We start from the raw sequence: 13919 nt of genomic DNA on the forward strand, positions 1-13919 counted from the left end.
TGTGAGGCTGGCAAGCCTTTTTTTGTTGAAACTTGAGTTGCAACGTTATGTACTTTTCCTTTTCAAAACTCTGTACTTCTATTTTGCACTAAACAATTAGGTAATTGGCAAGATCCGTATTTGATGGATTTGAGTGGACGGCGTTGATGAATAATAGCGAGTGCTCCAGGCAATCCGCTAGTTCCTTGTAGGTTTCTTCAGCGTTTACACGGAATAAGGCTGGATTTCTTAATAGCTTGCTGACTAATAATTCATATAGATCGATTGTTGTTGGTGCATGATCTGCTAAATAGAGTAGCTTGTTTTTGGATAGGTTAATATTTGGGTTGTGGTAGTCTAATTCTTTAAGTATTTCTACACGTTGCGCGCTGCCTTGAAGGAGTTCATTTGCTATGATCTTAGTGCTTTTTAATATCTCAAGGAGCTGTATATAACAATCGGAATTCTTTTCGAATGTCTCGCACCTTATATCGTAATAGTCATGATATAGAGTCAGCTGTTCAAGGAGTGGCGTGATTTCAGACAAAAACCTTTGACGCCAAGCCTTGTTTTTTTGATGCATCGTTATTAGGTCATCCATGAGCTCAAGCAAATCCAAATAGCTTTTCGACAATAATTGTTCATGATTCATATTATTTCCTCCTAAGATTTTCCCCATGTTTAAAGGGAGCGTTATAGTGGTATGTAATTTACTGACGAGAATCTTCATTTTTTGAAGAATAATGAGAATTTTCTTAATTTAATTGTACACTTATAGAAAAATAAAAATCTACCCACTAGTAGCTTTTATTTTGACAAATTTGTTAATTTTATAAGGAAAATGGTACGGTATAATTCTATTACTTTTGAATTAACATTTTCTAAAATTTAACATAAAAAATGTAGCAATTTCAAAGAATCCTAATATAATAGGATTAGGGAGTTTTTTACATAAAGTGGGATTTGACTAGGAGGAATGGACTTGGATAGGCCGGAGAAGCTGGAGGAATTTAAACAAATATTAGAGTTTGCTATTCAACGGGGTAATGAGGATATGGGAATCACTCTTGAAGAGTTGCTGCAGGAGATTACAAGTCAGCTAAGACCTTTATTTGAAAAAGCAAATACGTAGGGATTGTCACATCATTGGACAATCCCTTTTTTCATTTTTTAGAGTAATAGTTATAAAACAATATATTTTTATTTAATTCTCTTAAGTATTCTCTCTGGTGAGATTTGGTTCCAGTAGTGAATTTGCTGAAGTATGATTGCTTAGTTTAATCCTACTTTTGCAGCTAGAGTTGGGAGTATTAGTAGTGGTGATTCGTCAATTATTCTTCTGTTCATTTGGTTTTCTCCTTTGTTGAGGGAAATGCTGTATTTAGCGGCATTTCCCATGTATTTTGATAAGCTTAAAATTTCTCGATAGTATAATGGTCTTTCAGCTGCTGCCTTAGCTTTTTTAAAATTCGGTCCCGTCTCTTCTTTAGTGCGGCAACCGATACATTGTATTTTTCAGTGAGCTCATCATACTTGTATTGGTCATAGTAGAGGTCCTTGAGCAATTGGAACTCTTCAGGAGTGAGGAGCTCTGAAAAGGCATCAAGTATTGATGAATAATCATTAGACGAGTTTTCGACATCTGCCGATTGGGCAAGTGTTGTGAGCTTGTCTTTTTCGAAAGGGATTTGACTCTCGCTATACTGGTTATCCTTTCGCATAGCTGTATACACGGTAGTGAGCATCATTCTGTAAGCGTAGGGAGTAAAGCTGCCTCTAGTAGCATCAAAGTTACTCCAAGCCTTCCAAAGGGCGATAAGGGCTGCTTGCCGAAATTGGTCGTGATTTTTATAGACATGGGCCTTTCTAAGAATGCTAGAAATCATCGGTTCATATTGCTTGAGAACTTCTTCAAAATTTTCCATTTTGGGTTACACCTTGTGACCTGTGCACAGATCGATTATTCCCGGGTAGCTCTATCGTAGGGGAAGCTTTGAAAAGATACGAATGAGGAATTTAGTTCAAAATCTAGGGGAATCGAACGGATTTTTATATGCAATTCGATACATAACTATAGAAAATTATAGAAATTTCACTAATTTTTCACAATTTTCTTTCTAATGGTCTTTTAAACTACTTTTACATATTTTAGAATATTGTTATAGCACCTGATAGGAGTTTTGTAGTGGTAAAAAGGTATTAGGTGTGGAGGTTTTAGTTAAAGAGAAACGGATGAAAAAGGAGAGAGTTTGAATGAGTCAATATGAAGAGCAGATTTTGAAAAAACATTGTATTTTAGCGGTTGGCCCTTATTATCATGAAAAGTATGCATCCATCATCTATACACCTGAAGAGATGTTCTATTCCCGATATAAGGTAAACGATATTATCAATTTCTATTGCTTACAGCACGGTTCAAGCTTATCTGGACGAAAGCTCTCATCAAGAAAACGCTCCAAAGACGTGAAAAACCCCTCAATTCTTATATCGCAGCTCAATTCAATTGCTGCCTATCAGGTCCCATGTGAAAACAACTTAGATACCATCTGGATTATGGATGTCGAAAATTCAATGATCGGAAGCCTTCCAAATAACACATCCGAAATCATCTTAAGCAATCAGGTAAAACTCAAAAGCTCCTTAGCGGCAAATCTAGTAGAAAAAAGAAAATTAAAAGCCTTAAATTTACTTTATGAAAACGCCTACATATTCGTTCAGAGTCATTTTTTCAACAAGGTGGCGGCGAAATAAGGAATCCAAAAAATACATATTCTAAATACATCATGAGAAGGTAATATGAAACTTTAATATTAAATCCACAAAGAGGGGGTACTCCAACGACAAGCTGAGCAACCCTTTTTTTCATGAGCTTTTTAAACAAAAATAGGTATTCGTGAAGAAATTATGAAGTATTTACATATACTTGGTAGTAAATACTAACAATCAGGTGATAATTATGAATCCAAGAAAAGGGCTAGTGATGCGGGAAATACGGATGGATGAAATGGGGAAATCCATTGATCTGTTGAATTATGTGTTTCAAATGTCCATGTCCATCAAGAAGGATCGTCGGTTTGTCAGTGAGAAGAGTAGGCAGTTTCACGTTGGGCATGCGGTGGGCTGGTTTGATGGTGACCACCTTGTATCCCAAATCCTAAGTCTTCCGTTCCAAGTGAATATTTACGGTGTGCCCTATGAGATGGGGGGAATCACGGCAATCGGAACCTACCCGGAATACTCCAAGCAGGGGCTGATGGACAAACTTATTAAAGAGACGCTAACGGTGATGCGCAGCGAACAGCGCTATATTTCCTACCTGTTCCCATTTTCGATACCATACTATCGTAAAAAGGGCTGGGAGATAATGTCTGACATTGTGGAATTCCAGGTGAAGGATACCCAGTTCCCCAATTATATGGAGCTACCTGGCCAAATTCGTCGTGTGGATACGCGGGCAGTGGACGTGGTGAGCATTTACGAGCAATATGCCTCTCGCACACATGGCGCCATGATTCGAAATACCATCGCGTGGAATGAAAAATTTCACGAGGACTTCTGGGAAGAAAAATTTGTCGATACCGACGTTCAGCTTCAAGCAGCCGTTTACTACAACGAAGACAACGAACCACAGGGCTATATCTATTACCGAATCATGGAGGAAAATTTCTACATCGATGAAATCGTTTACCTTCAAGAAGAGGCAAGAAAGGGACTATGGAATTTCGTCTCTGCCCACAAATCCATGGTCTACAATGCCTACGGAAAAACGGCTGGAAACGAACCGGTTGCTTTCTTACTGGAGGACAGCGAAATTATTCAAAAGGTCTCTCCTTACTTCATGGCAAGAATTGTGGACGTGGAAAAATTCCTAGAAACCTATCCCTTCGACGAACCCAAATTCCACATTCGTTTTACAGTAACCGATCGCCTAGTCGAATGGAACAACGGCACCTATGACATCAAATCAGAGGATTGGAAGGTCAAAATCACAAAACTCGAAGAAAACGACCGTGAAGACATCACTGTAAAAATGTCGATCCAAACCCTAACGACTATGCTTTTGGGCTACAAACGTCCGAAATACCTGGAGAAAATCGAACGATTAAAGGGAACCGGGGATACGATTGCGGTGCTAGAGGATATTCTTCCTGTGGGAATTCCTACTTTTATTGATTACTTTTGATTTATTAGTGAAAGTCCTCGTTTTGAGGGCTTTTTTACTTAATGTATATTTACCCAATTTGTTTGAAACAATGGATAGTACAGCAGTACATAGGTGGTGTAAATCTGAATGAAGTTGAAAACCAAATTTTTCGTAGCGAATTTAATAGGGCTAGTAATTATAGTCACTTTTTTGAGTGTGAACCTCAAACAATTTGCGAATGCAGAAGCAGTTGGCGTGAATCAGCAGTATATAGCGAACTTACTTCGTGAGACAATCGAACAAGAACCACCAGAAATAGTAGTTCTAGAAAAACAGGGAAGTGTCCCATTAATTGTGGTTGGACAAAATGCTGGAAACGATAGCAGCCAAGAGATGGTTGAGAAAATTGAGTTAATCCTAAAAGAGAAAAAGCTTCATGACAACTATTTAGTGTTGGGGATATCTACTGCTGTGACTAAAGCACAGCTTCAAAACGAAATCTCAATGGAGGCGTCCTTTGGAGAAAATTATATAAGTCTTCGGAAGCTACTAAGTATAAGTGGTTTGAAACTGGCGGGCATGAACCCATCCTATGATGACATAGCGGCAAAGGGCGTCGGTCGAATCCCACCAAGCTTGCTGACTAACAAAACGCATTTTAATGAAAAAGGCTATGAAGTTATAGGAAAACTTGTCTATGAGCGAATGCAAAAACTTGAGAGTATTGAGTAGTAAGTAATTATTGGCATTGGAAAGTTTTTTAACGGAAAATTCGAAATGGTAATTGATATTAGTCCCATATTGTACAGTAGCGATATTGTTAGATTCTTTTCAAAAGTCGGATTAGTTGAATACTCTTACTGCCCAGTAGCAGAAACAATTAGGCAAACTGTAACTCTGAAGTATTCTATTGCTACTGAGTCCTAAGAGAATTTTTTTATGACACGATTTGAAAAAAATAAATCGGAAATTTTTAAACAATTTATTAAATAACTGCATATACTAATTATTTGGAGAAGTAATTGTAATATTTCCCTTTTTATTACATAAGATACAGTATAAGTGTGTAGGAGGGGAACCACGATGAGTAGAATGGTTAATGTAGATAATGTAACTTTGAATAAGGATGGTCGTCTTGTTCGTATTCCTGGAATGGCCACAGGGTGGTATAATCCAATTTCGAGTAATATTACTGTTTTTCCTGATTCTTTGTTAGAGCCAAATATGCACCCTAAAACACAAAAAACTGGTACTGCAGAAAGGGCAATCAAAGAATTGATAAAGACAGGACATATTAAGTCTATTGGCTCTGGATTGTTCAAAGTCATAAAACCATTTCAAGGCTCTGTTTCGGGTACCAAAGTACTCATCCATTCTAAAGGTAGTAATAGTGGGCTGGATCATTGGATAGATGATGAGACCAATCTTCCTTTAAGGACAATAGTTGCTTCTTGATTACTTAATTTCATAGGTGTTTGAATTATCATTCAGAACTAATCGGCACAAAGTAAGTTTAGATGAATTCCTTTACTGCACAGTAGGCAGAAACGATACAGTGAAAAACACTTCTACCCCCCATCAACTTTTGTTGGTGGGGGTTTTTATCTTTGACAATCCTACCTTGTGTAAAACCAGTGACTAGGCTTTTAGATATAAAGTTTGTAGTTTATTTAAAAATAAAAATGTAGAAACGTAGATTTTTAGTCATATTTTCACACGTAGATTTCTATAGTATTAAGAGATTTGAAAAGTTGGAGGACGTATTTACATAGGCTTCAATTTTATCTAATAGTGAATCAATAAATTAATAAGTTTAATAGATAAATACAATGAAAAGATAGTGTGATTTCGAAGTGGCTAGATTTCGACAAAAAGTGGCTAGATTATTCACGAAAGTGGCTAGATTCTCACCGGCTGCTGAAAATCTATTCGGCAGCAGCTTCTATTTGATTAATAGAATATTGAAAGTTAATAAGTATGATAGATAATTACAATAAAGAGAGTGCCAGATTTGGAATTGGCGGATATTCTGCATAAGTGGCGGATATATTGCAGAAGCTGGCGGATTTATTGTACAAGCCCCCCATCCCTACCTGCCCCACCCTTGAGAGTTAGCCAAAACCCTTAATATAAAACTATTTTTAGGAGGTGATTCAATTTGAACAGCAATTCTTATAAATTACTAGATTCTTGGCTTGCGAAAGAAGGACTTCATTCAACAAATTTCCTATTAGATTGGATACATGAGCAAAATAGAGCACTTGAAGTGAAGATAGAGAAGATTCACTTAGAAGATAGTGATTTTTGGATTTATGCAGATGGGAGAATTGGGAACAAAAGTAATAGTTTTTTCTCGATTTCTGGTATACGTCAATTTCAAAATGGAATACTTGTCAACGAACAACCCATCATACTACAAGACGAGATAGGGTTTCTTGGTATCATCTGCAAAGAAATTAATGGCGTGTTTCATTTTCTAATGCAGGCGAAAATAGAGCCAGGAAATATCAATAAAGTTCAAATCTCACCTACGATACAGGCGACGAAAAGTAATTTTACACAAAGACATGGGGGAAGAAAACCGGCATTTCTTGATTACTTTTTGAATGCAAAACCACATGAAATTATTGTGGATCAAATACAATCTGAGCAGTCCTCAAGGTTCTATAAGAAGAGAAATCGAAATGTGATTTTATGTATTGATGCCCCTATTGAAGAGTCGTCCTACCATAAATGGATGACGCTTGGTCAACTTAAGAAATTAATGAGATACGATAATCTAGTAAATATGGATACGCGGACTGTGCTATCTTGTATTCCTTTTTCCTTAATGACTTTAGAAGCTGAAGAACTTAAAAAATTGGAGCCTTCCTGTAATGATCAATCCCTGCTGCATTCTTTATCAGGTGTAGCAAACCATCATGAAATAACTAATCTATTTTCATATATTAATGATTATAAAATGTTTTATGAGACAGAGAATCAATTAGTCGAACTTTATTCATTAGAGCATTGGTATATGGAGAATGGCTCTTTTGTTTGTGAGCATCCATCGCCCTTTGAAATAATATTTTGCGATATTTCGATAGAAGGTCGTGAAGTGAAAAATTGGACACAGCCACTTTTTAAGGCTAAGGGGATTGCCACTTTTGGCTTAATATGCTGTGAAGTAAATGGTACAAAGGAGTTTTTGGTTAAAGCAACGCCTGAAATTGGATGCTTTGATGGAATCGAATTAGGACCAACTATCCAACAAGAAGCCGTGCATGATGAGAAAGAGGACGCGATTACGAAGCTATTCTATAAAAAGCTTTCATCTCATGAAGGCATCACAATCGACGTATTGCTTTCAGAGGAAGGTGGACGTTTCTATCATGAACAAAATCGAAATATTATCATTGAATTGACCAATGAAGAGATTCCTTCAGATTTACCATCAGGGTATTTTTGGAGTGATTTTAAAACTCTTAATACATTAACCCAAGTGAATAATTGTCTAAATATACAGTTGCGTAATCTACTTTCATTATTAGAGGTGTAGAATTCATATGACAAAGTTGAGAATTGGAATATTAGGTGCTTCCGATATAGCTTTTCGGCGCTTTTTGCCCGCACTCCAAAAAAACAGCTTCTTTGAGTATACATGTGTGGCAATTGCCAATTTTGAAGAAAGAAATGTCACGAAATTCGGGGACGTCCAATATTTTGTCTCTGAAAAATCGATAGAAAAGGCTGAGAACTTTAAAGATACGTTTAATGGGACTATTTATAATAGTTATGAAGAATTACTCTCCTCAGATAATATTGATGCTGTCTATATACCTTTACCGCCAGCCTTACACTATCATTGGGCTAAAAAAGCATTAGAAAATGGCAAACATGTTTTGCTGGAAAAACCCTCTACAACCAATTTAGAAGACACAAAAAATCTACTGAAAATAGCCAAACAAAAAAAGTTAGCCATTCATGAAAATTACGCATTTTGCTATCATGGGCAAGTCCAAAAAATTCGTGAGATTATTGCTTCAGGAGAGATTGGAGAAGTAAGGCAAATTCGTACGGCCTTTGGATTTCCTTATAGAGGCTCTTCAGACTTTCGATATGACCAAAGTTTAGGTGGCGGCGCATTGTTGGACTGTGGTGGCTACCCTGTTAAATTGTCGACAATGTTACTTGGAAACGAATCTCAAATAACGACAGCCTCTCTCAATATGGCAAGGGGACACAATGTCGATTTATTTGGTAGTGCAACTTTACAAAATCATGAAGGAATTACCTCCCATATTTCTTTCGGGATGGACAACTTCTATAAATGTGAATTAGAAATTTGGGGCAGTAATGGCTATCTATTGGCGCCACGAATTTTTACGGCACCGGCCAATCTTAAGGTAACTTTGTTTTTAAATAATGGACAAGAAAAAGTATTGGAAGTTCCAGAGGACGATCAGTTTTTGGGTTCCTTAAATCATTTTTCAAACTGTATAACAGATGAAGCTACTAGATTAAACACCTATTCTGAAATCGAAATACAAAGTCAACATGTTCATGATATTTTTATAAAAAGTCAGAATGGAGTGTTCAATAGATGACCAATATTTCCATGACTAATGAATCGATACCAGTTGTGAAGCCCTCAATGCCGCCCTACGAAGAATATATTGAAGAAATCAAAACAATTTGGGATAACAGATGGCTTACTCATACAGGTCCGAAACACCAGAAATTAGAACAAGAGTTATGTGAATATTTAGAAGTGAACAATGTTTCGTTATTTGCCAATGGTCATCTTGCTCTTGAGCTGGCTATTGATGGGCTTCAATTGACAGGGGAAATTATTACAACGCCATTTACCTTTGCCTCTACAACACAGGCGATTGTACGCAATCATTTAATCCCGGTTTTTTGTGATATTAACGAAAATGATTATACAATCGATGTGGAAAAAATTGAGGAATTAATCACAGATAAAACATCTGCTATCATGCCAGTGCATGTGTTTGGGAACGTTTGTGATGTATATAAAATTGAAGAAATCGCAGCTAAATACAACTTAAAGGTTATCTATGATGCTGCACATGCTTTTGGCATGAAGGTAAATGATACAGCAATTGGGAACTTTGGGGATGTCTCCATGTTTAGCTTCCATGCGACGAAGGTTTTCCACACGGTTGAAGGTGGTGGCTTAACCTATAGTAATCCGGATTATTCAGAACGATTTGCTAAGCTCCGCCAGTTTGGAATGGAGGGGCAGGAATCGGTACCCGTTGTTGGGACGAATGCTAAAATGACAGAAATTCACGCGGCCATGGGTATTTGCAACCTTCGACATATAGACGAAATGATTGCCAATAGAGGTTTAGCAGTGAATCGATATAGAGAGCGATTATCAGGAACAAAAGGCATCAAATTATGTGACATACAAGAAAATGTGGTTTCTAATTTTAGTTACTTCCCAATTGTTTTTGATAAAGAAGAGTTTGGAAAAGACAGAAATGAAGTAGCCGAATTACTAGAAAAGCATAATATCTTTGCTAGGAAGTATTTTTATCCTCTTACGAATGAGTTTAGTGCATATAGTGGTTTGTTTGCAATTCAAGATACGCCAGTTGCAAAGAATATCGCCGATAATATATTAACTTTACCTTTATATTCCGACTTAACTCTCGAGGAAGTTGATAGAATTTGTAGCATTATCCTGGAATAGTGCAAGAATTTAAGTTCTCATTTTGAGAGCTTATTTTTTTGAAAAGATTGATTCTAGTAAGCTGCTATTTTATCTACTCAGGACCGATATTTAAACATAATGTACGGTAGTAAAACATAATTTGTAGTAGAAAATTCATAGATTCAATTTTGGGTACAATGTTGTTTAGTTTAACCGATTCGGAGGGTGTTACATGAAAATCGCAGTGGTAGGTACAGGTTATGTGGGGCTAGTAACAGGGGTTAGCTTATCTGAAATCGGTCATCAGGTTTGGTGTATTGATATTGACACTGAGAAAATCGAGATGTTAAAAAAGGGGAAGTCTCCTATCTATGAACCAGGGTTAAGTGAATTAATGCAAAAAAATATTGCACAGAATCGTTTAACTTTTACTACAAAACACAGTGAAGGATTTCAAGGCGCAGATGTGATTTACATAGCAGTTGGTACTCCTGAAAACGAAGACGGCTCTGCCAACTTGACTTATGTAGAAGATGTCGCCTTAAAAATTGTCGAGCTTGTTACCCAGGATACGATTGTGGTTATAAAGAGTACCGTTCCTGTAGGGACAAATAATCGAATTCAAGACCTCATAAATCAACATAAAGAGCGTGATTTAAGAATAGAAATCGTGTCTAATCCTGAATTTTTAAAAGAAGGCACTGCCATTTATGATTCCTTCCACGGTGACCGAATTGTTATAGGAGCAAGCAGCAAGTACGCTTTTAAAATCTTGGAGGAAATTAACAAACCTTTTGGAATACCGATTTTTCAAACAGATATTCGAAGTGCCGAAATGATCAAGTATGCAGCCAATGCTTTCCTAGCGACAAAGATTAGCTTTATAAACGAAATTGCGAACATCTGTGAAAGAGTGGAGGCCGATGTAGAGGAAGTAGCAAGGGGTATTGGGATGGACCAACGTATCGGTAATAAGTTTTTAAAGGCTGGAATCGGCTATGGCGGCTCTTGCTTCCCAAAGGATACGAAGGCACTACTCAAAATCGCGGGGGTTGTGGACTACGATTTTGAGCTATTAAAGGGTGTCATTATGGTCAACAAAAACCAGCAGGAGCTATTACTGCAAAAATTAAACAATCGATTCGATACTCTGAAAGATAAAAGAATTGCGATATTAGGGTTAGCCTTTAAACCAAACACAGATGACATGCGTGAAGCGGCTTCCATTGTCATTACCGAAGAACTCGTAAACCAAGGGGCAAATGTTGTGGTATATGATCCAGTTGCCATGGAAAACGCCAAAAAAGTATTAGTTCCTTCTATTAAATATGCAAGTTCCGTAGAGGAAGCTCTTCAAGAAGCTGAAGTTGCATTAATTCTTACGGAGTGGGATGAGATTAAGAAAATCGATATTGAATCATTCAGGAAAATGAAAACACCCATTGTATTTGATGGCCGTAATTGTTTTGATTTAGAAAGTTTACAGAAGTCAGGGATAGAATATCATTCAATTGGAAGACCTGTAGTTAAGCCTGAAATCGCAAATGCGTTATTTTAATCGTGATTATCCTATTGGCAATTTAGTTAGGGGTTCAAAGTAAGGGGGAATTGGTAAGATGAAAAAAATTGCCATTGTTGCAATTGGCTATAATCGAGTTCCAAGTATGATGAGGCTAGTCAATGCCTTAAATCAAGCAGAATACGAGAATGATAATGTGACATTATTTATAAGTATCGATTATTCAGGAACTGATGAATTAGAAAACTATGCAAAAACAATCACTTGGAAGCAAGGTGAAAAAGTCATTCTTACACATCCTTCTAGACTTGGACTAAGAAAGCACATTTTAACCTGTGGGGATATTTTAAAGGATTATGATGCACTGATTGTTTTTGAAGATGATATCGTACCGGCGACCTCATTTTATCAATATGCTAAACAAGCTGTACAATTTTACTCGAAGGATGAGAATGTTGCTGGCATCTCATTGTATACTCATTTGTTAAATGAACAAGTCGACCTCCCTTTCTTACCTAGTAAGACGAAATTCGATGCGTATTTTCTGCAATATGCCCAGTCATGGGGACAAGTATGGTTAAAAAAACAATGGTTTGAATTTAAAGAATGGTATGAGAATAATTCGGGAGAGTTGAAGGAAGAGCCCAATATGCCATCGTTTTTAGCGAGCTGGCCAGCTACATCCTGGTTAAAGTATCATATCAAATATTGTATTGAGAAGAACAAATACTTTGTCTACCCCTATACATCCTTTTCAACCTGTTTTAGTGACGTAGGGGTCCATACAAAAATGAAAGAAACAAGATTACAGGTACCTCTTCATGAAGGAGGTATTAACCAGTTAAATTTCCCGGTGTTTGGTGATCCGGAGGCTGTATACTATGATTCATTTTTTGAAAGGGAATGCCTTGCTCAGCATTTAGGTATAGCAAATGAGGACTTGATTGTTGATATTTATGGACATCATACCTGTTATGAAGAGAGGCGATTTGTCTTATCTAAAAAAAATTTAAACTATAAAATTATTAAAAGCTTTGCTCTCGAATATCGTCCTCATGAATTGAACATTATTAACAACAGGGAAGGTCATGAAATCTTCTTATATGATACTAGTATAGAAAGTCACAACAAAGTAAATAAAGTTTCAATGAATAATAGTCTTCAATATTATTTGAAATTATATGGGCGAAATAAAAAATTAGTTCAAATCTTAAGTCATAATGTTAAACAAAAATTCCTTCCATTTTTAAAATAAACCTGCATGAACAGTTTAAAATAAAAAGAAGGTTATTGTATGAATTTAATAAGTGTAATACGAAGCAAATTCCTTAAAAATACGAGCTGGTTACTGTTTGAACAAATTTTCCGTATGCTTCTAGGTCTGGTAGTAACCTCCCTGGTAGCGCGTTACTTAGGGACATACAATTATGGTCAAATCAATTATGGTTTAGCTTATATAGCAATCTTTACAATTTTAAGTAAATTAGGGTTAGATAGTATTATCGTTCATGAAATCATCAAAAATAGAAATCATACAGGCAAAATTATTGGGACAACCATTCTTCTCAGGCTAGCCTCAGCATTCATATCTATCATTATTATTTGCATACTTTTACTATTTTTAGAGCCTGATAATCTTACAATTCAAATCCTCACATTTATCCAATCGATTTCGTTGATTTTTATAGCATTTGATACAGTGTCTTATTGGTTTCAGTCGAATTTACAATCAAAGTATGCCGTTATCTCTAAATCCATTGCTTTTTTCATTATTTCCATTTTCCGCTTACTCCTAATCTATTTCAACGTATCAGTAGTTTACTTTGCATTTGCTACAATTTTAGAAGCGTTTGTCATTGGCATATTTCTTTTATGGTTTTACTACAAACATAAAGGTGATCGGCTAGCTTTTTCATTTCAGATTTCAAAGGATTTACTAAAGAAGAGTTATCATTTTTTAATAGCAGGCTTACTTGTAACGGTCTACACACAGATGGATAAAATTATGCTAGGGAAGATGGCATCCGCTTCAAGTGTGGGAATCTATGCCGCAGGGATGACTATTGCTACGATGTGGGTTTTTATCCCGATGGCTTTAATAGATTCCGCTCGACCAATTGTAATGGGGGCAAAGGAGTCAAACCAAGAGCTGTATATACGTCGCTATAAACAATTATACTGTGCAGTTATTTGGATTGGAATCATGGCCTCGCTATTCATCACGATTTTCTCAAAGCCAATCATCTTATTAATTTTTGGAGAAGAATACCTAGAATCGATTAGTATTTTGCTAATTTTAGTTTGGTCTCGGATCTTTTCGTTAATCGGTGTGACAAGGTCTATATGGCTATTAACGGAGGATCATATCAGCTATCAAAAGTATTTTCTTGGGATAGGAGCTGTGATCAATTTTTCGTTAAATCTGTACCTTATCCCAAAATACGGGGCAATCGGAGCGGCCATTGCAACACTTTTAGCTGAAGTTATCTCATCAACGATTGCTTTAGTATTCTTTAAAAAAACGAGACCGCTTTTTAAATTGATTGTTGAGGCTGTCTTATTTAAGCGTTTGAAAGCTTAAGAGATTTTATAGTGAAGTAGCGAGATTATTG

At 36.4% G+C, this 13919-nt stretch carries 13 protein-coding genes; 11 read left to right on the forward strand and 2 right to left on the reverse strand.

Features of this window, described 5'->3' with window-relative positions; all coding sequences use genetic code 11:
• Positions 1–88 precede the first annotated feature (88 nt).
• Positions 89–631 (reverse strand): hypothetical protein, encoded by a 543-nt coding sequence (locus BJ095_RS10105; protein ID WP_110561295.1) that lies wholly within the window; start codon positions 629–631, stop codon positions 89–91.
• A 330-nt stretch (positions 632–961) separates the two neighbouring features.
• On the opposite strand from BJ095_RS10105, the gene BJ095_RS19040 reads away from it, so the two are divergent.
• Positions 962–1111, forward strand: a complete 150-nt coding sequence (locus tag BJ095_RS19040) for a hypothetical protein (protein ID WP_181418029.1) — start codon at positions 962–964, stop codon at positions 1109–1111.
• A gap of 280 nt (positions 1112–1391) precedes the next feature.
• On the opposite strand, the gene BJ095_RS10110 is transcribed toward BJ095_RS19040, so the two are convergent.
• A complete protein-coding gene (locus BJ095_RS10110; protein ID WP_107932902.1) occupies positions 1392–1904 on the reverse strand; it encodes an RNA polymerase sigma factor in 513 nt (170 codons plus the stop codon).
• Positions 1905–2232: 328 nt separating this feature from the next.
• Between BJ095_RS10110 and BJ095_RS10115 the strand changes: the two genes are divergently transcribed.
• From BJ095_RS10115 to BJ095_RS10160, 10 genes are all read left to right on the forward strand, one after another.
• The gene (locus BJ095_RS10115) at positions 2233–2730 is read left to right on the forward strand and encodes a competence protein ComK (protein WP_107932903.1); all 498 of its coding nucleotides are present in this window, start codon (positions 2233–2235) and stop codon (positions 2728–2730) included.
• Positions 2731–2935: 205 nt separating this feature from the next.
• A complete protein-coding gene (locus tag BJ095_RS10120) occupies positions 2936–4162 on the forward strand; it encodes a GNAT family N-acetyltransferase (RefSeq protein WP_107932904.1) in 1227 nt (408 codons plus the stop codon).
• A gap of 177 nt (positions 4163–4339) precedes the next feature.
• A complete protein-coding gene (locus BJ095_RS10125; RefSeq protein ID WP_181418030.1) occupies positions 4340–4855 on the forward strand; it encodes a hypothetical protein in 516 nt (171 codons plus the stop codon).
• Positions 4856–5206: 351 nt separating this feature from the next.
• Positions 5207–5578 carry a hypothetical protein gene (locus BJ095_RS10130; RefSeq protein ID WP_107932908.1) on the forward strand — a complete coding sequence of 124 codons (372 nt, stop codon included), beginning with the start codon at positions 5207–5209 and terminating at the stop codon, positions 5576–5578.
• A gap of 703 nt (positions 5579–6281) precedes the next feature.
• On the forward strand, positions 6282–7664 hold the full coding sequence (locus BJ095_RS10135; protein WP_107932910.1) for an NDP-hexose 2,3-dehydratase family protein: 1383 nt from the start codon (positions 6282–6284) through the stop codon (positions 7662–7664).
• Between the two features lie 7 nt (positions 7665–7671).
• Positions 7672–8712, forward strand: coding sequence for a Gfo/Idh/MocA family protein (locus BJ095_RS10140; protein WP_107932912.1), 1041 nt, complete (start codon positions 7672–7674; stop codon positions 8710–8712).
• An 11-nt stretch (positions 8713–8723) separates the two neighbouring features.
• Positions 8724–9827 (forward strand): DegT/DnrJ/EryC1/StrS family aminotransferase, encoded by a 1104-nt coding sequence (locus tag BJ095_RS10145; protein ID WP_107933130.1) that lies wholly within the window; start codon positions 8724–8726, stop codon positions 9825–9827.
• Positions 9828–10020: 193 nt separating this feature from the next.
• On the forward strand, positions 10021–11346 hold the full coding sequence (locus BJ095_RS10150) for a UDP-glucose dehydrogenase family protein (protein WP_107932914.1): 1326 nt from the start codon (positions 10021–10023) through the stop codon (positions 11344–11346).
• Between the two features lie 58 nt (positions 11347–11404).
• Entirely contained in the window at positions 11405–12562 is a 1158-nt protein-coding gene (locus BJ095_RS10155; protein ID WP_107932916.1) for a hypothetical protein, read from the forward strand.
• Positions 12563–12601: 39 nt separating this feature from the next.
• Positions 12602–13888 (forward strand): flippase, encoded by a 1287-nt coding sequence (locus tag BJ095_RS10160; protein WP_107932918.1) that lies wholly within the window; start codon positions 12602–12604, stop codon positions 13886–13888.
• The last annotated feature ends 31 nt before the right edge of the window (positions 13889–13919 follow it).

The organism is Ureibacillus chungkukjangi, assembly GCF_003217295.1.
In the GTDB taxonomy this organism is placed as follows: Bacteria; Bacillota; Bacilli; order Bacillales_A; family Planococcaceae; genus Ureibacillus; species Ureibacillus chungkukjangi.

Coding starts and splice junctions, on each gene's coding strand:
- BJ095_RS10145 (WP_107933130.1), top strand. CDS start 8,724: ATGACTAATGAATCGATACCAGTTGTGAAGCCCTCAATGCCGCCCTAC.
- BJ095_RS10110 (WP_107932902.1), bottom strand. CDS start 1,904: ATGGAAAATTTTGAAGAAGTTCTCAAGCAATATGAACCGATGATTTCT.
- BJ095_RS10155 (WP_107932916.1), top strand. CDS start 11,405: ATGAAAAAAATTGCCATTGTTGCAATTGGCTATAATCGAGTTCCAAGT.
- BJ095_RS10115 (WP_107932903.1), top strand. CDS start 2,233: ATGAGTCAATATGAAGAGCAGATTTTGAAAAAACATTGTATTTTAGCG.
- BJ095_RS10160 (WP_107932918.1), top strand. CDS start 12,602: ATGAATTTAATAAGTGTAATACGAAGCAAATTCCTTAAAAATACGAGC.
- BJ095_RS10150 (WP_107932914.1), top strand. CDS start 10,021: ATGAAAATCGCAGTGGTAGGTACAGGTTATGTGGGGCTAGTAACAGGG.
- BJ095_RS10140 (WP_107932912.1), top strand. CDS start 7,672: ATGACAAAGTTGAGAATTGGAATATTAGGTGCTTCCGATATAGCTTTT.
- BJ095_RS10130 (WP_107932908.1), top strand. CDS start 5,207: ATGAGTAGAATGGTTAATGTAGATAATGTAACTTTGAATAAGGATGGT.
- BJ095_RS10105 (WP_110561295.1), bottom strand. CDS start 631: ATGAATCATGAACAATTATTGTCGAAAAGCTATTTGGATTTGCTTGAG.
- BJ095_RS10120 (WP_107932904.1), top strand. CDS start 2,936: ATGAATCCAAGAAAAGGGCTAGTGATGCGGGAAATACGGATGGATGAA.